The sequence below is a fragment of the Sphingomonas sp. CCH10-B3 genome (assembly GCF_001556185.1).
In the GTDB taxonomy this organism is placed as follows: domain Bacteria; phylum Pseudomonadota; class Alphaproteobacteria; order Sphingomonadales; family Sphingomonadaceae; genus Sphingomonas; species Sphingomonas aquatica.
In genome coordinates, this window is record NZ_LSIJ01000053.1 from 15,180 (window position 1) to 35,901 (window position 20,722).

Genomic DNA, 20,722 nt, shown 5'->3' on the forward strand with positions numbered 1-20,722 from the left:
TAGCATCGTGCGCGCGCGTTGCGCAACCTATTCGAACGGTTCGCCGACCGGCTTGCCGTCAATGAAGACCTGACGCCGCTCGACAGGGCGGATTTCGAAGCCGCGCTTGGCGAGGCCCTCGCGCAGCGCTCGGCGATCATCAGTGTCAGGCGAAAGCTGGTCGCCGATCTCCATTTTCCAATCGCCCTCGGCATCGCGCCGGGTGACCCGCACGATCGGCCGACACCGCTCGCAACCTTCGGTCACCAGCACCGCCGAATTGCCGCCGACCTCGTACCAAAGAACCCCGCTATTTTTTGCGTCAAGGTCCGCTTCGAACGAGCGCAGCAACCCATCGGGCAAGGGCACCTGACGGGGCTGAATGCGGATGCGCTTGGCGAGCTGCTCGGCCGCATCGTCGATCGACTTGCGCTGCTTCACTTCCCAGCGGGTCTGGGCTTTTGCAGCCGATTTCGCTTCGCTGGCGATCGCTGCATTGCCGCTGGTCGCGAGCCGCTTGAGCGCCGCCCTGCCCGGCTTGCCGAAATCAAACGCCAGCGCGGCCCAGTCGAACTTCTCCGGCTTGACCTTGCCCGATGTCAGCCGCGCGACCTGATCGGCGGTCGAAATCGCGTTGAAGCTCAGAATCGGCGTCGCGAGGAACAAGGCAATCCCCGCCATGCCAAAGGCAAGCTGCGTATTCGCCGAGCGCACCAGCGGCGCCCATGCCGTCCGTCCGCGGGCAAGCGACACAAGATAGGCCAGGCCATAAGCGCTGGCGATGATCACGAAGGTGACGCCCCACAGCCGCTCCGGCGTGAAGCCATATTGATCGATCCGCAGCCCGGTCGCGATCGCGGCAATCGCCGCCAGCGGCAGCATCGCCAGCCCCAGCGCCATCGCACCGAACCGCAGCACGGGATTGCGCGCTTCATCCTCGACACCGTTGCCGATCACCGCATTGGCCAGCAGCAACGCCCCGACGACGCAACTGAGCAGGATCGGCGTCGTCGCGCGCGTCGCGTCCCACAGCGGTGTCAGGCCGGTGAACGGCAGCGACAGCAGGAACAGCAGCAGCCCGGTGCCGAGCACTGGCGCAAGCACCCCCAACACCGACGTCACCACGCGCTGGAGCAGCACCACCACGCGGTCGCGCTCGCGTAGCAACCCGATTGCCCCGCCAAAGGACGCGCCCGCCAGCATGGCCGCAAACCAGTGCTTTTCGAGCAGCGTTTCGAGCACGTCGATCTTGATGAGCTTGAACAGCAGTGCGAGCAGCCAGCTCATCATGAACACGATGCCGACAAAGACATTGGCGGCGGCACCGATTACCGCATCGGTCCAAGCGTGGCGGTGCAGGGTCGGATAGTCAAAGCGCCAGCCGCCCGCGTCGCGCGCGGTCTGGAACAGCGGGATCGTGACGCCCAGCCCGAGCAGCAGGCTCAGGCCGCGCCACGGCCAGAAATCGCTCTCGCCGGGTGCGCCGTGCCAGAAATAGATCGCCCCGGCGACCGCACCGAGCGCGAGTGCGAAACCGATCGCCCAGCGCAGCCGGACGCGCTCGGCAACCAGCGCAAAGCCGACCGTCGCCGTCGCGATCGCCAAAGCGCCGGCGACCCGTTCGACCGGCGCCGGAAAGCTCTTCACGTCAACGAGTTGCTGAATGCCCAGCCCGGCGAGCGCGCAAAGTCCGGCCAGCAGGATAGGCCGCAGCGGCCAATGCCCGCTGTCGATGTCCGCGCCATCGTTCAACGCCCGCTCGCTCATTCGATGGATCCCCCGAAAAACTGGTGGGTGCATAGCAAGCGCCGCGATTGCGCGCGAGCCAAGGATGCGGCAGGGGAACTTCGCTGCGGGCCGCCAGTTCTTGCTGCACCGCACAATCTTTCGGAGTATCCTGGTTGGCGCGCAAATTCCTCTATCTGGTGGCCGTCCTCATCGTCATGGCACTCGCTGGTCTTCTCGCTTTCAGGATTTTCGGCACGCAGATGATGCGCGCTGCCTTCGTGCCGACCGCCGGTTTCGATGCCCAGCGCCGCGTCAGCCCTGACGCCTATGCCGATGCGGGCATGTGGATTGCGCGCCCCGACAAGCCCGGCAATCCGGCGCTTTGGACGCCGCCGGGCTATACGCCTGCGGCTGACCCGCGCGCGGCGCTGTTCTTCGTCCACCCGACGTCGTACCTCGACCGGGCACGCTGGAATGCGCCGCTCGACGACAAGACCGCCAATGACCGCGCGGCGCTGTTCTTGCGTGGCCAGGCAAGCGCGTTCAACGAAAGTGCCGCCATCTGGGCGCCGCGCTATCGTCAGGCGACGTTCGGCGCTTTTCTGACCGACGCGGCAGCAGCAAATCAGGCGCTCGACCTTGCCTACGGCGATGTCGCGGCCGCTTTCGACCAGTTTCTGAAGCAGGTCGGGCCCGACCGGCCGATCATCCTCGCCGGGCACAGCCAGGGCGCGCTGCTGCTCACCCGGCTGCTGCACGACCGGATCGCAGGCAAGCCGCTCGCCAAGCGGATCGTCGCAGCCTATGTCGTCGGCTGGCCGGTATCACGCACCGCTGATCTGCCCGCGCTCGGCCTTGCCGAGTGTACGCGCGCCGACCAGACCGGCTGCCTGCTGTCGTGGCAAAGCTTCGCCGAGCCCGCCGATCCCTCGCTGATCCTCGACACTTTCGATTCATCCGCCGGGTTCGCCGGCCCCGCGCGCGCCGGCACGGCGCTGGTCTGCACCAATCCGATCACCGGCACGCCCGATGCCGATGCGCCCGCCACTGCCAATCTCGGCTCGCTGTTTCCCTCCGCCGACATGAAGACCGCCGCGATCACGGCCGGGCGTATCCCTGCACGCTGTGCCGGGCGCGGCTTCGTGATGATCGGGCCGCCGCCGTCCGACCTCGGCCGCTATGTCCTGCCGGGCAACAATTATCACGTGTTCGACTACAGCCTGTTCTGGGCCAATGTCCGTGCCGATGCTGCGCGGCGGCTGGCGGCGTTCAAAGCGCGGTGATCGCCACCGACCGGGCTGAATTCCGCGCGGCGCTGCCGAATGGCGGGCGGCTGATTGGGCTCGATGTCGGTACCAAGACGATCGGCACCGCGCTGTGCGACGCGGGGTGGACCTTCGCCTCGCCTGCCCTGCTGATCCGGCGCACCAAATTCACCGCCGACAAGGCCGCGCTCGCGGCGCTGATTGCCGAACAGCAGGTCGCGGGCATCGTCATCGGCCTGCCGCTCAACCTGACCGACGGCAGCGAAAGCCCGCGCTCGCAATCGAGCCGGGCGTTCGCGCGCAACATGGCCGATCTGGGGCTGCCGATCTTCCTGCAGGACGAGCGTTGGTCGACGCAGGCGGTCGAGCGGCAGATGATCGCCGAGGACATCAGCCGCGCCAAACGCGCCGAGCGCGTCGACAAGCTCGCCGCCAGCTACATCCTGCAAAGCGCAATCGATGCACTGACGGCTGTCTAATCCAACCTCAGCGCCATGCGCGCGATCTTCTCCAGTTCGGGATCGAGCGGCGGCGGCACCATCGGCACATGCGCCTCGAGCCGGTCGGCGATCGCCGTCAGCACGGCGATGCGCGCCGACTTCTTGTCGTTGCCGTCGATCACCGTCCACGGCGCCCAGCGCGTGTCGGTGCGCTTGAACATCTCGTGCATCGCGTCGAGGTAATCGGCGCGGCGTGCGCGATTGCGGTAGTCATCGTGCCCGGTCTTCCAGCGCTTCCACGGATCCTGCAGCCGATCCTTCAGCCTTTTGTCTTGTTCTGCTTGGGTCACGTGCAGGAACAGCTTGACGATCGTCGTCCCCGAATCGGCCTGTTGCGCTTCGAATTCGTTGATCTCGTCATAGCCGCGCTTCCACTCGGCCTCGCTCGCGAAACCCTCGACTCTTTCGACCAGCACGCGCCCGTACCAGCTACGATCGAACACCGCGATATTGCCGTCGGCGGGCAGTCGGGTCCAGAAACGCCAGAGGAAGTGGCGGGCCTTTTCCTCCGGCGTCGGCGCGCCGATCGGATGGACTTCGAAATAGCGCGGGTCCCAGCGCGCGGTCAGCCGCTGGATCGCGCCGCCCTTGCCGGCCGCGTCCCAGCCCTCGAACATCACGATCGCGCGGCGGCCGTGGCAGATGTGCGCGACCTGAATGCGCGCGAGCCGTTCCTGCAGTGCCGCAAGGTCGGCGTCGAAATCACCGATGTAGTCGCGCCCGGCCTCAAAATCCTCAAGCTTGATCACGATGCGCTGGTCGCGGGCACATGGACTTCCCAATTTCCGCGCGGGCGCAGCACCAGCCGGTAATAGGCCGCCGACAGCAGAATCTGCGCGCCCGTCATCAACAGGCCAGTGCGCCCCTCGCCCGGATCGAGCCAGTTGAGCCAGACGATATATCCCAGCGCCGCCAGCGTCACCACCGGAGCCAGCGGGTAAAGCGGCATACGAAACGGTGCATTGGCCGTCTGCCCGCGCATCCGCCCGACGATCGCCGCGAGCGCGATGCCGGCATAGATCGCGATCAGCCCGGTCCCGCTCAACACCAGCAACTGCTCGAGCGGCACAAAGCAGCATGCGGCGCCTGCCGCGCCGACGATCAGCGTCGATATCCACGGCGATGCAAAGCGCGGGTGAATCGCCGTCAGCATCTGATCGACCGGCCGCCCCCAGCAACGGTCGCGCGCGGTGCCGTAAAAGAAGCGTGCGCAGGCGAGAATGCAGGCGATCACTGCGTTGACGATCGCGACCGCAATGCCGATCGCGAGCCAGTCCGCCGCAACGCCGCCGCCATAATGGCGCACGACATAGCCGAACGGATCGTCGAGCTTGAACAGCATCGCCAGATCGGGAGCGGCGACCAGCGCGGCGAGGATCGGCAAGCCCTCGATCGCGACCGTCGCCACCATGGCCCAGAATATCGCGCGCCCGATCTTGCGTGGCGCGTCGTGCATTTCCTCGCCGAAATAGACCGCCGCACCATAGCCATTGAGCGCGAAGATCGCGATCGACGCCGCAACGCCGATCGACGCGGCGGTTGCCGGCACCAGTTGGCCGTCGCTGCCCAGCATCACCGGCGCGGTCAGGAAATCGCCGACATCGCGCACCGCATGGCCAAAGCCGAACCATACCACCATCGCCGCCGCGATCACTTCAACGGCAAGAAATGCGCCGGTAATCAGGGCGTTCACGCGTATCTGCAGCAGCGAAACCAGCGTGGCACCGATCACCACCACAAGCGCGAGTGGTATCTGCGGCAATCCCGGCCAGATCGCCGCCAGCACCGCGCTCAGCCCCAGTCCCGCCACGGGTGGAAACAGCAAATTGTTGAACACGTTAACGCCCAGCATCACGAAACCGGCCATCGGCCCCAGCGTGCGCGCAACCATCACATATTCGCCGCCCGCCACCGGCCAGTTCGACGATAGCTCGGCATAGACATAGGCGGTCGCGATGCACACGATCGTCGCGAGCACCATCGCCCAGACGGCGCCTGTCCCGGCAACGCCGAACATGCCCGGCACGATTACGAACAGCGACGACACCGGCGTTGCAACCGACAGGGTCAGGAACAGCACGCCGAACACGCCGAGGCTGCGGACCAGCCCCGATGGTGTCTCCGGCTCCAGCCCCCTGTCCAGCATGCGTGTCCTCTCCTTGGTCCGGCGTCAGGCGCCGGGTTTGGCCACCTCTAACGGGCGGAGGTTAAGTTCGCGCAACTGCTTGGGCGTTGCAAAATTGGGGGCGCCCATCATCAAATCCTCGGCGCGCTGGTTCATCGGGAAGACCACGACTTCGCGCAAATTGGGCTCGCCGGCCAGCAGCATGACGATGCGGTCGACGCCGGGGGCCGACCCGCCGTGCGGCGGCGCGCCGCATTTGAAGGCATTGATCATGCCCGCAAAATTGCTGTCGACATCGGCGCGACTGTACCCTGCGATCTCGAACGCCTTGTACATGATCTCGGGCTTGTGGTTGCGGATCGCGCCCGACGACAGCTCCACGCCGTTGCAGACGATGTCATATTGATAGGCAAGGATGTCGAGCGGGTCCTTGGTCTCCAGCGCCTCCATCTCGCCTTGCGGCATCGAGAAGGGATTGTGGCTAAAGTCGATCTTTTTCGCTTCCTCGTCATATTCGAACATAGGGAAATCGACGATCCAGCAGAATTCGAATCGCTTTTCGTCGATCAGCCCAAGCTGCTCGCCAACGCGCGTGCGCGCCAATCCCGCAAGCCGCGCCGCCTGCGCTTCCTTGCCAGCCGCGAAGAAAATGCCGTCATTTGGGCCAAGGCCGAGCGCGTCGGCAATCGCCTTCATCCCTTCCTGACCGTGGTTGTTGGCAATCGGGCCGCCGAACACCCCGTCCTTTTGCGTCGCATAGCCCAGACCCGGGAAGCCTTCGGCTTGCGCCCAGCCGTTCATGTCGTCGAAGAACTTGCGGCTCTTTTCCGCCGTGTTCGGCGCCGGGATCGCGCGGACGACATCGCCACCCTCGACCATCGACGCAAAACGCCCGAAGCCACTGCCGCGGAACAGTTCGGTCACGTCGGTGATGATCAGCGGGTTGCGCAAATCGGGTTTGTCGTTGCCGTATTTGAGCATCGATTCGCGGTAGGGAATGCGCCGGAACGGCAGCGGCGAGACAGTCCGCCCCTTCCCCTGCCAATCGGCAAATTCCTCGAACACGCCGTGCAGCACCGGCTCGATCGCCGCGAACACATCGTCCTGCGTCACAAAGCTCATTTCGAAATCGAGCTGGTAGAATTCACCCGGCGAGCGGTCAGCGCGCGCATCTTCGTCGCGGAAGCAGGGTGCGATCTGGAAATAACGGTCGAAGCCCGCGACCATCAGCAGCTGTTTGAACATCTGCGGCGCTTGTGGCAGCGCATAGAATTTGCCGGGATGCACCCGGCTCGGCACCAGATAGTCGCGCGCACCTTCGGGGCTGCTTGCGGTCAAAATCGGCGTCTGGAATTCGGTGAAGCCCTGCCCGATCATCCGCCGCCGGAGCGATGCAATCACATGGCTGCGCAGCATGATGTTGGCATGCAGCCGCTCGCGCCGCAGGTCGAGGAAGCGATAGCGGAGGCGAATGTCCTCCGGATAATCAGCCTCGACCGCGACCGGCATCGGCAGCTCATGCGCCGCCGACTGCACGACGGCTTCCACCGCGCGAACTTCAACGGCGCCGGTCGGCAGATTGGGATTGACCGCCTCGGGCGCGCGCGCCGCCACCTTGCCAGTGATCGTCACCACGCTTTCGGGGCGCAGCTTTTCGATCACGGCAAAGGCCGGACCGTCGACCTCGGTGACGATCTGGGTGATGCCGTAATGATCGCGCAGATCGACGAAGACGAGATCGCCGTGGTCGCGCTTCTTGTGGACCCAGCCGGACAGGCGGACTTCCTGCCCGACATGATCGGCGCGCAGTTCGGCGCAGTGGTGCGTGCGGTAGATGTGCATGGCGGCCTAACAAGCGTTCGCCCCGAGCTTGTCAAGCACGTGCTGCGCTATTTGACGTCCGCCAAGGGTAGATGACGCCATGAAGCGATGCTAACCAACATCATGCATATCCACGACCTGATTACCGATTCCGCCAGCCTCGCCAATCTGTGCGCGCGGCTGTCGACCGCGACGTTCATCACGGTCGACACCGAATTCATGCGCGAGAACAGCTATTGGCCCGAGCTGTGCCTGATCCAGATCGCCGATGAAAACGAAGCTGCCGCGATCGATCCGATGGCCGACGGCATCGATCTCAAGCCGCTGCTCGACCTGCTGGTCGAGAATGAGGACGTGCTGAAGGTCTTCCACGCCGGCGGGCAGGACATCGAGATCGTCTACAACCTCACCGGCAAGACTCCCCATCCGCTGTTCGACACCCAGATCGCGGCGATGGCGCTCGGCCAGGGCGAGCAGATCGGTTACCAAAATCTCGTCGAGACCTATCTCGGCATCGCGGTCGACAAAGGCGCACGCTTCACCGACTGGAGCCGGCGCCCGCTCGACAAGCGCCAGATCGAATATGCGATCGGCGACGTCACCCATCTGGCGTCGATCTTCCCGCAAATGCTCGACCGGCTGCGCAAGACCGGGCGCGGCGCGTGGCTCGATCAGGAAATGGACCGGATCGCCGACCCCGAGAATTACCGCAACGACCCCGACGAGGCATGGCGCCGTGTCCGCATCGCCGGTCGCAAGCCCGAAGTGCTCGGGCGGCTGAAAGCGCTCGCACGCTGGCGCGAGATCGAGGCGCAGGGCAAGGACCTGCCGCGCGGGCGCATCGTCAAGGACGAGACGCTGGCCGATCTGGCCGGCAGCCCGCCAAAGAAGCAGGCCGATCTCGCGCGCGTGCGCGGCCTGTCGGCAACCTGGGCGCAGAACGACATCGGCGCGCGGCTGATGGCGGCGCTGGAAGCCGCCAAGCCGATGAGCGCCAGCGAAATGCCGCCCCGCGACGATCGCCGACCGGGCATGGGCAAGGAAGGCGCGCTGGTCGCGGACCTGCTGAAGCTGCTGCTCAAGATCCGCGCGCGCGACATCGACGTGGCGGCCAAGCTGCTCGCGCGGACCGAAGAGCTTGAGGCGCTCGCTGCCGGGCAGCGCGAGGGATTGGCGATGCTCGAAGGCTGGCGCTACGATCAGTTCGGCAAGGACGCGCTCGCGCTGGTCGAAGGGCGGCTGGGGTTCGCGGTCAAGAACGGGCGGCTGAAGATGACGCGGACGGAGGCGGAGTAAGCGCCCCCGCGCCACGCGCGCTGACCCGCGCATTGCCGAATTGCCAATCGATCAACCAATAGGAAACGTGGTGCCGGGACCGAAACCCGATCACCGACACCTCGCCCTTGGCCTTCAGAACGCGTAGCCCACACCGATTGAGGCGCGTGCATCGTCGTCGCCGCGGCCCCAGCGACCGCGACCCGCGACATAACCTGTCACCGGCCCATGACGCATCGCGATACGGAATTCCGCGAAAGCACTGTCCCGCTCGGTCTTGGCCAGTGCTAGAACGGTACCGCCCATGGCATGCTGTGCACTGGTAAGGCGAACGGCGGCGGTCCGGTCGCCGGCTTCGCGCTCGAAGCTGTACCCACCACGGAGCGCCGGCCGGATCGCGCCGAGCTGGATACCAACCTCGCCGCCGAAGCTAGCAGTCAGCTGGGAAAAGCGGCGATCGGGATAAGTGACGTTCGACACCGAAGCACCTTGCTCGCCATAACCATCGAGACGCAGGTCGGTGTAATCGACCGCCGCAAAGGGCGTGACGCTGAATGCGCCGACCGGCAGGCGCCAGCCCAGTTCGCCGCTGACTGCCCAACCGTCACCGCGGGTCTTGCCGATGGCCTGCTGGTCATAAACCGAATAACGACCGATTTCGCTGAAACGGGCGTTGCCAAGCCAAGCCCCCGAAGCCTGCCCATAGACGCCCATCGGCAATTCGATCGCCGCATAGCCACCGATCGTCCAGGCTTCGGCCTTGATCGGCGCGCCATATGCAAGGCTCCCGCCCAACGTCCGATAACCACCGGTCACACCGACCCGCACGTGCTTGGCAACGGGAATGTCGAGGCCGAGCGTTACCGACACCGTATTCACATCAAGACCTGTCAGCGGGCTCGCCCCGGCGCCGATCTTGCTCCAGTCCGTATCGAGCCACAGCTGCGGACGGCGGCCGCCGGGCGCCGCATCCCAGCCGCGCTGGCTGTTTAGGAAACGCATTGCCGGCAGCGTCGTACTCTTGCCGAGACCCGTCATCGCCATCCGCGAGCCATAAAGCACATCGGGCGTCAGCAGGTTCAACGCCTGCAGCGCTTGCGGATCGACATAGGTCGGCAAGGTCAGGCGATAGACCAGCATGATATTGTCGTTGCTGCCGGTCCCGTCGAGCGCGCCGAGCGTTGCGGGCGCGCCGTTGAAAAAGCCGTTGGTCGCCTGGAAATCATTGTCGTTGCCGATGAACAGGAAGAAATCTTGCGGCGCGCCTTCTTCAAGGACCGGCGCCAGCGCCATCGCCTCGATCTTCTCGCCCAGCGACGTGGTCGTGCTGAGTGGCAACCGCGTCAGGCTCAATCCCACGCGCGCAAGCTGGGTGGGGTTCAGCAGATTGACGAGTTCGACTTGCTGGACGGGTATGATGTTCGACAGCAGCGTGCCGTTGGTGGCGAGCGGCGTCGTGGTCGTTTCATAGATCGAGCCGGCCAGGTTGGTCGCTCCCGACGTGTCGACAAGCAGCACGCTCTTGAACACCGGCGTCGTGCTCGTGCTGGCATTGGCGGCTACGCCGCGCCCGAGCCCGTCACGCGCGAGCACCAAGAACTGATTGTCGTTGAGCGCCAGCACTTCTGACTGCGCCGCCGTTCGATCGGGCGCGCCGCCCGAGCCGTTGTTATTGAAGATCGGCAGCTGCAGGACATAATGGCCGATCGGATTGGTCGGCAGTGTGTTGCCGCTGATATCGTAGATCAGGATGCGGGTATTGTTGCGCGTTTGCTGATTGGCACCATTGGTATCCTGCACCGTCGCCGATTGCAGGATAGTGACCAGCTTCTTGTTATCGGGCGTCAACGCCAAGGCCTCCAGGCCCTGATTGTTGCGACGGCCGACAACGCCTGGCGCGACGCTATTGAAGTCGATGACGCCAGCGGCGTTGCGCGGCAGCAGGGCATTGACAGTTTGGATCACCCCGATCTGTCGACCGGTCGCATCGAAATGATAAATGCCGGCCGCATATTCGTCCGAAATGAAGAAAGAGCCGTCCGGACGAAAGGCGATCGCCTCAGGGTCGAGGCTGATGAGACCTGCCGCAGTGCCAGCAGTGGCCAGCGGATAGACCACACCACCGCGCGTGATCGTGCTCGCGCCAGGATCGCGTCCAGTGAATTCATTGCCGAGCGCATCGCGCAGCGTGAAACCGCCCGTCGGGGTGATGACCAGCTGGCTCTGCGAGCTCGGCAGCAACGGCAGTGCGGTCGTGCCCGCCAGGGGGGTGAAACGGATCGTTTCGGTATGTACCCGGTCGCGATAATCGATGCCGCCGTCGAATGGCCCGCGATCAGGCAGCGTGTAAATGCTGCTGCTATAGCTGCCGTCGGCGTTGCGCCGCCATGTCTTCAGGTTAAGCGCCATGCCCGAAAAACTGCCGAGCGTTTCGCCGCGAAAATCGCGCGTGTTCGCATCAAGGCGTCCGGCGCCGACAATACCTCTGTTGGTAAAAGTGGTGCCGCCAAGCGTGACCGTGGTGGGCCCTTCGGCGTTGGTGATATTGGGCGTTGTAATTTGCCGCGATTGCGCTGTCGCCGATGTTGCTGCGATCATGCCGAGTGCGACAGCCGCAAATGACGCGCCCGCGCGAAGTGCCTTCATGTCCATATTGTGACCCCCCGCCGCCACGATGGCGGCGCAGGCGAACTAGGCAAGGCACCTTACAATTTGACCAAACCACGGTGACGTTTTGATTGCATACGACCGATCAACGCAAGTTGCCGACCCGCCGGGCACCTCACCCCCGCACCGCCGCCTCGCGTCCCAGTAGCCCCGCCAGCGCCTTGTGGCGCCGCTCGACGGCCTCGCTGTAAAGTACGCGGTCGCCTTCCGACAGGGTCAGCACAATCGCGCTGCCGTCGTCGTCGATCCGGCTGCGCTGGAGCGGCCCGGCGAGGCCGCCCGACAGGCGCTGGCCCAGCCGCATCGCGAGGCCCCAGCCCATCGCGCGGCGCAGTTCGGCACTACCGGTCAGCGCGGGAATCGGCGCAGGCGACGTCAACCCGCCGCCGAGCGAGGTGAACAGCGCCTGCGCAACCTGCGCGCGCCCCGCCGCGTCGATCGCCACCCAGTTGCCGTGGAGCGCGATCTCGACGCCGCGTTCGGCGCGGAACTCTGGATTGGCGCGCCAGCCGACATCAGCGAGCAGGCAGGCGGCATGGCGCAGCCGGGCCAGCGCCGGTGCTTCGCCGACAAACAGCGGCGCGATCCAGCCGTCGAGCAGATCGCCATGCTCGGCAAAGCGTCCGAGCCGCCGTCCCTCGTCACGCGCCGCGACAATCAGCGGATCGAGCGCACGCTCCGCCGGATCGAGCCCGGCGTAGAGCAGCCCCTCGCGTAGTCCGAACGCCGATACGATGGTTGTGCGCGCGCCGAGGTGACGAATCAGCACGTTCAGCAGCGCGTCTGCATCGCGGAGCGTCGGAATGCGCGCCGACGACAGATTGGGGATCGCGCGCAACTTGCCCTTGGCGACATGGCTGAGCGTGCGCCCGAGCCGTGCCAGCGCCGCAGGTGTCATTTCATATTGATGGATGATCGGCAACGGATAGCCGGTCTGGTGCATGTCGAGCCGGGCGAGCGCGCGCCATGAGCCGCCCACCAGATACAGCGGCAAGCCCGCCGCCGCACCTTCCCAGCCGGCCGCCGCAATCAGCTTGGCGACCGCGCGGTCGAACCTGCGCGGCCCCTCGCTCATCAGCGCCCCCAGCCGCAGCACGCCAAGCGGGAACGACACGCGCGCGCCGATCATCCCGTCCTTCACGCGCACCAGTTCGAGGCTGCCGCCGCCAAGGTCGCCGACAATGCCGTCGGCGTCGGGAATCGCCGAGAGCACCCCCAGCCCGGCCCCCAGCGCTTCCTGCTCGCCGGAAAGCAGCTCGACGCTCAAGCCCATCGCGCGGGCATCGTCGAGCAGCTCTTGCCCGTTGGCAGCATCGCGGACCGCCGCCGTCGCAACGGTGCGCAACTCGGTGACTTCCATTTCGCGCGCGACGGCGGCGAAACGCGCAAGCGCCGCCCGCGCCGCCGCCAGCGCGCCGGGATCGATCACCCCGGTCGTGCCCAGCCCGCGCCCCAGTCCAGCCATGACCTTTTCGTTGAACAGGATCGCGGGCAGCCGCGCCGGGCCCTGATAGACGACGAGCCGGATCGAATTCGATCCGATGTCGATAATCGCCGTGCGCGGCTCCGCGCCGATCGCCTCGGCGCGGCTCTTGCGAAAGAACAGCGTGGCCACCGCGCGTCAGGAACCTGTTCGCGCGGTGCGACGGCGCAGCGACAATTTCGGCACCGCATCGCTCGTCGCCAGAGCCGCCCCGCGCCCCGACAGCGACGGATTGGTCATGAAATAGCGATGGAGGTTGAACGGCCGATCGCCCGGATCGGTGCGGACGTAGCTGCCATCAGCCTGAAGGTCCCAGCTCTGTTCGTTGTCGATCAGATTGGCGACCATCACTTGGTCGAGCACCTGATCGTGGACGGTCGGATTGAGGATCGGCAGCATATATTCGACCCGGCGATCGAAATTGCGCGGCATCCAGTCGGCCGACGAAATGAAGACCTTGGCGCCGTCATTGGGCAACGCGCGACCATTGCCGAACGCCCAGATGCGGCTGTGCTCAAGGAAGCGCCCGACCACCGATTTGACGCGGATATGCTCGCTCATGTCGGGCACCCCCGGCTTCAGGCAGCAAATGCCGCGCACGATCAGGTCGATCTCGACCCCGGCGTTGCTTGCTTCATAAAGCTTTTCGATAATCGCAGGATCGACCAGCGAATTCATCTTCGCCCAGATTGCCGCAGGTTTTCCCGCATGAGCAAAGGCGATTTCGGCATCGATCAGTTCCACCAGCCGCGAGCGCAGGTTGCGCGGGCTCATATTGAGCAATTCCATGTCGGTCGGCTCGACATAGCCAGTGACGTAATTGAACATCTGCGCCGCATCGCGCCCGATCCGCGCGTCCGCCGTGAAGAAGCTGAGGTCGGTGTAGATGCGCGCGGTAATCGGGTGGTAATTGCCCGTGCCGAAGTGGCAATAGGTGCGATATTCAGTGCCCTCGCGCCGCACGACCATCGAAATCTTGGCGTGCGTCTTCCAGTCGATGAAGCCGTACACCACTTGCACGCCCGCACGTTCGAGCGCGGAGGCCCAGAGCAGGTTCTGCTCCTCGTCGAAGCGGGCCTTCAGCTCGACGACGGCGGTCACCGACTTGCCCGATTCGGCAGCGGCGATCAGCGCGTTGATGACCCCCGGCTGTTTGCCCGCGCGGTAGAGCGTCTGCTTGATCGCGATGACATCGGGGTCGGCAGCGGCCTGCCGCAGAAAGGCGAGCACCACGTCGAAGGTTTCATACGGGTGGTGGATGACGATGTCCTTGGCCTTGATCGCCGCGAAGCAATCGCCGCCGAATTCGCGGATCCGCTCCGGGAAGCGCGCGGTATAGGGAGTGAACTTCAGGTCGGGACGATCCTCCTCGACCAGCCGTTCGAGATCGCCCAGCCCCAGAAAGCCGACGCTTTCGGTGATGATCGCTTCGGTCCCGCCCAGCTCGGTCTTGAGCAGCGCCTCGATCTCGGCGGGCATATTGGGTTCGAGCTCGAGCCGGATCACCCGGCCCCGACGCCGCCGCTTGATGGCATTGGCGAAGTAACGGACGAGATCCTCGGCCTCTTCCTCAATCTCGATGTCGCTGTCGCGGAGCACACGGAACGGCGCCGCACCGCGCACGTCATAGCCCGGGAATACCACCCCGCAGAATCGCTTGATGACCGACTCGATCGCGACATAGCGCGCGCCTTCGCCCGGCAGCCGTACGAAGCGGCCAAGCGCGGTCGGCAGCATTACCAGCTCGCGCACCACCGTCTTGTCGCTGTGGCGGCACAGGTCGAACACCAAGCTCATTCCCTTGTTGGGGATGAACGGGAAAGGATGCGCAGGGTCGAGCGCCTGCGGCGTCAGGATCGGGAAAATCTGGTTACGGAAATGCGCCTCCAGCCAGTCGGCGTCGGCGCCCTGGATGTCGCGCGTGCCGAGCACGGTGATGCCCGCCTCGGCAATCTGTTCGCGCAGCGTCAGCCACACCGATTGCTGGCTGACCATCAGCGCATCGGCGGCTTCGGCGACGAGCGCGAGCTGCTGCGCAGGCGTCAGCCCGTCGGCCGACAGCCGATCGACTTCCTGCGAAAGCTGCCCGCGCAAGCCCGCAACCCGCACCATGAAGAATTCGTCGAGGTTCGACGCCGAGATCGACAGGAACCGCAGCCGCTCCAGCAGCGGATGCGCCGGATTGCATGCTTCGTCGAGCACGCGGCGGTTGAACGCGAGCCAGCTCAGCTCGCGGTTGAAGAAGCGATCGCCGCCGCTGCCGGGTTCGAACAGCGTATCGTCGTCATCCATGTCGGGCAGGGCGGCTGGCCGGCTCATGCGTTGGTTCCGTCTGTTTCGCGAGTCGGGGCCATCAGCAGCCCGGCGCCGGTCATAACGGTTCGGGCGAGCGTAATCGACAGGCGTTTGCGATTGGCGAGCGTTGCGTGGTCGAGCACATCGACGGTGCGCTCGATCGCCAGATGGCTGCGCTCGATGCGCGGGACCAGCCACTGGATCAGATCGGGCCGCGCATCGAGCCGGTGACGCTGGAACGCCCGCTCGAACAGCGCGGCCATCAGCGCTTCGTCGGGCGGCTCGATACGCGCAACCGGCGTCGCGGCCAGGCGCGAGCGCAGATCGGGCAGCTTCACGCGCCAATCGGGCGGCGGCGCCTCGGCGACGATCAGCAGCGGGCGGCGATCCGCCTGCGCAGCGTTCCAGGCGTGGAAGATCGCCGTTTCACTGGCGCGTTCGGCATCATCGATGATCGTCCCGCCGCTGTGCTGCGCAAACAGCCGCGCCAGCGTACTGCGGCCCGAGCGGCGCGGTCCAACCAGCAGCGTCGCCATCACCGGCCACGCGCCCCAGCGCCGCAAATGCTGTGCGGCATGGGCGTTCGAACTACTGATCAGAAAATCGTCATCGGTCGGGTCGGCGGGCCAGGCCAGCGGGAGGGGTAGCTGCGTCATCCGGCGGTGGCATTGTCCGCTGGCACATCGGGGGGCGGCAGGCTCGGCGCGCGGCGCTGCATTCGCAGCGCGCCGCCGCCCGAAATCACCACCCAGCCGCGCGCTTCGATTGCCGAGCGCAAGGTCGCTGCATCGCCTTCATAGGTTACCCGCAGCACCGAAATGCCGCCGAGCGCGAGGCTGTCGATCGACACGCCGCGAATGCCGGGAATGCCGCGCAAGGTCGCCTGCGATGCGTCAAAGGCACCCGCCGTGGGCGTTTCCACCTGCACGGTTATCGCGGTCGCAGGCACTTCGCTGGTGCCGATTACGTCTTCGGGCAGCAGCGAGTCTTCGGGAAGTGTCGCATCGTCCTCGACAGCGGGTGCGCGCGCCAGCAGGCCGGGATCGATCCGCAGGGTGCCGCTCGACAGTGCCGACTGATAGGCCGCATCGATCCGCTTGACCCCCGCGTCGAGCAGCGCGGGCAGCGCATCGGCATTGCTTACGCGCAGCGAAAAGCTGGTCAGCATGCGGTTGTCGGGGCCGAAGCGCGCTTGAAAACGCCCGATCACCGGGCCGCCCGGCCATTGCCGTTCGAGATGGACGATCGGGATCAGCACATCCGACGCGCCATATTGCGCCAGCGTCGCGCGCCACTGGCCACGCCCGGGTCGGTTGATCTGCCCGGCATTGAGCAACAGCGCATCGGGGCCGTTGCCGGCGGGGCGGACATAATCGATCGTGCTGTTGCCCGCATTGAAGCGGCCCCACGCCTCGAGCCATGCATTCTTGCGCTCGAACGCGAGCGGCGCGCCGCCAGTCCATGCGATCGGCACCAGCAGGAACGGCGGCGATCGCGTGAAGGAAGCGCTGACGCCCAGAATCGACGCCGCCCGCGCGCGATCGAAGCGAATACCGAGCTTGGCGATATAGCGCGTCGGGCCGATCTGCTCGCTTTCGACGACGATGCCCGACACCAGCTGGTCGAGCACCGGGTCGGGCAGACCGCCACCCCCTGCCCCCATGCGACGCGACAACATCGTCCAGCCCTTGCGCTGCGCGAGCCGCCAGCCCGCCATCCGCGCAGCATCGGCATTCTTGGCACTGACGTCGACTTCGACGCCGGTGACTTCGAAGCTTGGCCCTGCGCCCTCCTGCGCGGCGACATCGCTGCCGATCAGGGGCAACAGCGCGAGCATGGCGGCAGAGAGGCGAAAGGGCTTGGGCAGGCGCATGACGCGCCCTTTTGGCGAAGCAGGCGTGGAAATCCAAGCGCGATATCGCTACGCGCTGTCGACGATGACCGACCAACGCCCGACCCCGCCCGCTCAGCCTGCCGGCTACACCTATGCCGATGCCGGGGTCTCGATCGCGGCGGGCAATGCGCTGGTGCGCGCGATCGGCCCGCTGGCAAAGGCGACGCGCCGCGCCGGAGCCGACGCCGAACTCGGCGGTTTCGGCGGCTTTTTCGATCTGAAGGCAGCCGGATTCACCGATCCGCTGCTGGTCGCTGCCAATGACGGCGTCGGCACCAAGTTGAAGCTCGCGATCGAGCATGACAGGCACGATGGCGTCGGCATCGATCTGGTGGCGATGTGCGCGAACGACCTGATCGTGCAGGGCGCCGAGCCGCTGTTTTTTCTGGACTATTACGCCAGTGCCAAGCTCGTGCCCGAAATCGCCGAGCGCGTCGTTGCGTCGATCGCACAGGGCTGCCTGCAAGCGGGTTGCGCGCTGATCGGCGGCGAGACGGCGGAGATGCCGGGCATGTACGCCGATGGCGATTACGATCTCGCGGGCTTCTGCGTCGGCGCGGTCGAGCGTGATCAGGTGCTGACGGGGGCGGACATCGCGCCGGGCGATGTCATTCTCGGGTTGGCATCGTCGGGCGTGCATTCGAACGGCTTTTCGCTCGTGCGCCGCCTTGCCGCCGACAAGGGATGGAAGCTCGATCGCCCCGCCCTGTTCGACATCGACACGCTGCTGATCGACGCGCTGATGGCGCCGACCCGCATTTATGTGAAGCCGCTGCTGCCGCTGCTGCGCGAAGGCGCGATCAAGGGGCTGGCGCATATCACTGGCGGCGGCCTGCTCGAAAACATCCCGCGCGTTCTTCCTGCCGGCACCCATGCGCGCATTGATGCCGATCGCTGGCCGCAGCCGCGGCTGATGGCCTTCCTGCAGGCGCAGGGCCATATCGAGCCGGAGGAAATGGCCCGAACCTTCAACTGCGGAATCGGCATGGCCGTGATCGTCGCAGCCGATCGCGCTGATTCCGTGACTTCCGCCCTGACGGCGGCCGGCGAAACCGTCTTCACGATCGGGGCAGTCGCCGCCGGTGAGCGCGGTTGCACCGTCCACGGCAGCATGGAAACTTGGTCAGCGCGCGCCGACTGGGAAGCGACGCATCTTGGCTAAGGCGCGCGTGGCGATCCTGCTGTCGGGTCGCGGATCGAACATGCAGGCGCTTGTCGAGGCAGCCGACGCGCCGGGCGCCCCCTATGAGGTCGTCATCGTCGCCTCGGACCGATCCGAGGCACCCGGAATCGCCTGGGCGGCTACGCGCGGCCTGCCGACCTTCGCTTGCGCGGCCAAGGGCATGACCAAGGCCGAGCATGAGGACATGATCGACACCGCGCTGCGCAGCCACGAGGCCGATTTCATCGCCCTTGCCGGTTACATGCGGATCCTCTCGCCCGAATTCGTCGCGCGCTGGCAAGGCCGCATCCTGAACATTCACCCCTCGCTGCTGCCCAAATACAAGGGGCTCGACACCCACGCCCGCGCGATTGACGCGGGGGACAAGGTTGCGGGTTGCTCGGTCCATGTCGTGACCGAGGAACTCGACGCGGGCGAAGTACTGGGCCGCGCGGTGGTGCCGATTCTCGCCGGTGACACCGCCGACACGCTCGCCAAGCGCGTGCTCGCCGCGGAGCATCGCCTTTATCCGCGCCTGCTGGCAGAATATGTCGCGCGATGAGCCCTGATCCCGAATCCGTCCTTGCCCGCGTCCGCGCGATCTGCCTCGCGCTACCAGGCGCCGCCGAGCGGCTGTCGCACGGATCGCCCGGCTTCCACATCGCGAAAGGCAAGTTCTTCGCCTATTTCTGGCACAATCATCACAGCGACGGCGAGACAGTGGCAATCGTCAAGACCTCCGGCCTCGACGAACAGGCAATGCTGATCGAACAGGACGCCGACTTTTACTACGCGCCGCCCTATCTCGGCCCTAGCGGCTGGGTCGCGATGCGGCTGGACAGCGAAGCGCTCGACTGGGACCGGGTGGCTGACCGGATCGCGATTAGCTGGGAACTGGTGGCGCCGCGTCGCCTGCTCGAAATGGGTGGCCGATGAACGACACGCCGACCCCGAGCGAGCGCGCTGAGGCCGCTGCAATCCGCCGCCGCTGGATCACGCTCGGCGAAATCGTCGCGGTGGCGGGCCTGATCATCTCGGCGCTCGCGCTCTACCTCAGCTATGCCGATCGCCGCGCCGACGAAGCCGAACGCCAGCGCGAAAAGGCGAGCGAGGAAAAGGTCCGCTCGGTCGTATTGCTGAACGCGGCACCGTCGGATGGTGACCGCAAGCTCGCGCTCAGGGACGCGACCCATGCCGTGCAGAGCATCACGGTCGCGTTCCCGAGCGCAACCGGCATTGGCGCCCAGGCGAGCAGCGTCACGCCCGAAATCGACTCGCGCTGGTTCGCTGCCAAGTTGCTGGCGTTGACCGACAAGGGACCCGACGATGCGACCGGGCGTTTGCCGGTGCTGATCACCGCCGATTACTGGGACGGCGACACACAGCGGCATGATGCCGCGATCTATGACATCGTCTGGGAAAGCCACGGCCGCCTGATCGACGGCCGCGCGCTGCGCCTCAAAGGCCTGATGCTGCATCAGCGCAAAGGCGCGACGCAGGCGGCAATCGACGCGCGCTGGGCCGCAATCGGCCCGCGCGCGCCGCAATGATCAGCCGACGATTTCTTCGGGCTTGAAGAAATAGGCGATTTCGATCGCTGCATTCTCGTCGCTGTCCGAACCGTGGACCGTGTTGGCCTCGATCGATTCGGCGAGTTCCTTGCGGATCGTGCCGGGTTCGGCATTGGCGGGGTTGGTCGCGCCCATGATGTCGCGGTTGCGCTGCACGGCGTTCTCGCCTTCGAGCACCTGCACCACGACCGGGCCCGAGATCATGAATTCGACCAGATCGTTGAAGAACGGCCGCTCGCGGTGGACAGCATAAAAGCCTTCGGCCTGCTCGCGGGTCAGGTGGACGCGCTTCGACGCGACGACGCGCAGGCCCGCTTCCTCGAGCATCTTGGTGACCGCGCCGGTCAGGTTGCGGCGGGTCGCATCGGGCTTGATGATCGAAAAAGTGCGTGTCGCGGCCATGACTGGTGCGGTCCTTGTGCATGAAGATGGTGGATAGGCTGGCGCGCCTTTAGCGGTGGCAGCGCGCGGGGGCAAGCGCGCGGCTAAGCCGCCTGTTCCCAGCCCCGCGCGCCCTGTTTCCAATAGCGCCGCTCGACACCCTCGCGCCCACTCAACCCCTTCCACGCCGCGCGCGCATCCGCAATCACGCTGTCGTCGAACAGGTGGAACGCACGGTCGAAGCCGAGCGCCTCGTCCCGCCACACCGCATCGGCGATCAGGATGTGGCGCGCGCCATTGGCAGCGGTCGGTTCGCCCGCGATCAGGATCGGCTGCAGGGCATCATTGCCTGCACCGGCCTGCGCATGCGGCAGGAAGCTGTCGGCAGTATAGTCCCACAGCAGCCGGTCGAGCGCAGCGCGCTGGGCGGCGTCGCTGCTGACAATCAACAGCCGTCCCTCACCCGCCACCACCCGCTCGGCGAGCCGCGGCAGTACCTGCTCCAGGGGCTGTCGGGTCAGGTGGTAGAAATCGACCTGCATCTTTCCCCTCCCGCTGGCGGGAGGGGAAAGATGC

General features: G+C 65.9%; 18 protein-coding genes. 7 read left to right on the forward strand and 11 right to left on the reverse strand.

From position 1 onward, the window contains the following. Positions 1 to 27: 27 nt before the first annotated feature. Positions 28 to 1,746: a DUF4153 domain-containing protein gene (locus AX672_RS08600; RefSeq protein WP_066650739.1), complete on the reverse strand. Its 1,719-nt coding sequence runs from the start codon at positions 1,744 to 1,746 to the stop codon at positions 28 to 30. Positions 1,747 to 1,880: 134 nt separating this feature from the next. Here AX672_RS08600 and AX672_RS08605 point away from each other — a divergent pair, with 134 nt between their 5' ends. Both AX672_RS08605 and ruvX read left to right on the forward strand, forming a co-directional pair. Then, on the forward strand, positions 1,881 to 2,990 hold the full coding sequence (locus AX672_RS08605) for a DUF3089 domain-containing protein (protein ID WP_066650740.1): 1,110 nt from the start codon (positions 1,881 to 1,883) through the stop codon (positions 2,988 to 2,990). Further along, entirely contained in the window at positions 2,987 to 3,451 is a 465-nt protein-coding gene (gene ruvX, locus AX672_RS08610; RefSeq protein WP_066650741.1) for a Holliday junction resolvase RuvX, read from the forward strand. The genes AX672_RS08605 and ruvX overlap by 4 nt, the downstream gene beginning before the upstream one ends. Here the strand turns inward: ruvX and AX672_RS08615 are convergent. The 3 genes from AX672_RS08615 to aspS are packed head-to-tail and all read right to left on the reverse strand — an operon-like array spanning position 3,448 to position 7,439. After that, positions 3,448 to 4,224 (reverse strand): polyphosphate kinase 2 family protein, encoded by a 777-nt coding sequence (locus AX672_RS08615; protein WP_066650752.1) that lies wholly within the window; start codon positions 4,222 to 4,224, stop codon positions 3,448 to 3,450. The genes ruvX and AX672_RS08615 overlap by 4 nt on opposite strands. Next, positions 4,218 to 5,618, reverse strand: a complete 1,401-nt coding sequence (locus AX672_RS08620) for an APC family permease (RefSeq protein ID WP_082730462.1) — start codon at positions 5,616 to 5,618, stop codon at positions 4,218 to 4,220. The genes AX672_RS08615 and AX672_RS08620 overlap by 7 nt, the downstream gene beginning before the upstream one ends. Positions 5,619 to 5,642: 24 nt before the next feature. Then, positions 5,643 to 7,439, reverse strand: coding sequence for an aspartate--tRNA ligase (gene aspS, locus AX672_RS08625; RefSeq protein ID WP_066650743.1), 1,797 nt, complete (start codon positions 7,437 to 7,439; stop codon positions 5,643 to 5,645). Between the two features lie 102 nt (positions 7,440 to 7,541). Between aspS and rnd the strand changes: the two genes are divergently transcribed. Continuing rightward, entirely contained in the window at positions 7,542 to 8,714 is a 1,173-nt protein-coding gene (rnd, locus tag AX672_RS08630) for a ribonuclease D (RefSeq protein WP_066650753.1), read from the forward strand. 114 nt (positions 8,715 to 8,828) lie between these two features. Here rnd and AX672_RS08635 read toward each other — a convergent pair whose 3' ends face one another. The 5 genes from AX672_RS08635 to AX672_RS08655 all read right to left on the reverse strand — a co-directional run bounded on the left by AX672_RS08635 (position 8,829) and on the right by AX672_RS08655 (position 17,011). Then, positions 8,829 to 11,345, reverse strand: coding sequence for an esterase-like activity of phytase family protein (locus AX672_RS08635; RefSeq protein WP_066650744.1), 2,517 nt, complete (start codon positions 11,343 to 11,345; stop codon positions 8,829 to 8,831). Positions 11,346 to 11,475: 130 nt separating this feature from the next. Then, the gene (locus tag AX672_RS08640) at positions 11,476 to 12,975 is read right to left on the reverse strand and encodes a Ppx/GppA phosphatase family protein (RefSeq protein WP_082730463.1); all 1,500 of its coding nucleotides are present in this window, start codon (positions 12,973 to 12,975) and stop codon (positions 11,476 to 11,478) included. Between the two features lie 6 nt (positions 12,976 to 12,981). After that, on the reverse strand, positions 12,982 to 15,162 hold the full coding sequence (locus tag AX672_RS08645; RefSeq protein ID WP_066650745.1) for an RNA degradosome polyphosphate kinase: 2,181 nt from the start codon (positions 15,160 to 15,162) through the stop codon (positions 12,982 to 12,984). After that, positions 15,159 to 15,794 carry a DnaA ATPase domain-containing protein gene (locus AX672_RS08650; RefSeq protein ID WP_066650746.1) on the reverse strand — a complete coding sequence of 212 codons (636 nt, stop codon included), beginning with the start codon at positions 15,792 to 15,794 and terminating at the stop codon, positions 15,159 to 15,161. The genes AX672_RS08645 and AX672_RS08650 overlap by 4 nt, the downstream gene beginning before the upstream one ends. Further along, the gene (locus AX672_RS08655) at positions 15,791 to 17,011 is read right to left on the reverse strand and encodes a hypothetical protein (RefSeq protein WP_066650747.1); all 1,221 of its coding nucleotides are present in this window, start codon (positions 17,009 to 17,011) and stop codon (positions 15,791 to 15,793) included. Before AX672_RS08655 ends, AX672_RS08650 begins: the two co-directional genes overlap by 4 nt. A gap of 64 nt (positions 17,012 to 17,075) precedes the next feature. On the opposite strand from AX672_RS08655, the gene purM reads away from it, so the two are divergent. The 4 genes from purM to AX672_RS08675 are packed head-to-tail and all read left to right on the forward strand — an operon-like array spanning position 17,076 to position 19,744. Then, the gene (gene purM, locus AX672_RS08660) at positions 17,076 to 18,194 is read left to right on the forward strand and encodes a phosphoribosylformylglycinamidine cyclo-ligase (RefSeq protein WP_066650755.1); all 1,119 of its coding nucleotides are present in this window, start codon (positions 17,076 to 17,078) and stop codon (positions 18,192 to 18,194) included. Between the two features lie 40 nt (positions 18,195 to 18,234). Next, on the forward strand, positions 18,235 to 18,756 hold the full coding sequence (purN, locus tag AX672_RS08665) for a phosphoribosylglycinamide formyltransferase (protein WP_066650756.1): 522 nt from the start codon (positions 18,235 to 18,237) through the stop codon (positions 18,754 to 18,756). Next, a complete protein-coding gene (locus AX672_RS08670; RefSeq protein WP_066650748.1) occupies positions 18,753 to 19,130 on the forward strand; it encodes an MmcQ/YjbR family DNA-binding protein in 378 nt (125 codons plus the stop codon). Before purN ends, AX672_RS08670 begins: the two co-directional genes overlap by 4 nt. Further along, positions 19,127 to 19,744: a hypothetical protein gene (locus AX672_RS08675; RefSeq protein ID WP_066650749.1), complete on the forward strand. Its 618-nt coding sequence runs from the start codon at positions 19,127 to 19,129 to the stop codon at positions 19,742 to 19,744. The genes AX672_RS08670 and AX672_RS08675 overlap by 4 nt, the downstream gene beginning before the upstream one ends. On the opposite strand, the gene ndk is transcribed toward AX672_RS08675, so the two are convergent. Continuing rightward, positions 19,745 to 20,167: a nucleoside-diphosphate kinase gene (gene ndk, locus AX672_RS08680; RefSeq protein ID WP_066650750.1), complete on the reverse strand. Its 423-nt coding sequence runs from the start codon at positions 20,165 to 20,167 to the stop codon at positions 19,745 to 19,747. A gap of 83 nt (positions 20,168 to 20,250) precedes the next feature. Beyond that, a complete protein-coding gene (locus AX672_RS08685; RefSeq protein WP_082730464.1) occupies positions 20,251 to 20,688 on the reverse strand; it encodes a DNA polymerase III subunit chi in 438 nt (145 codons plus the stop codon). Between the last annotated feature and the right edge of the window lie 34 nt (positions 20,689 to 20,722).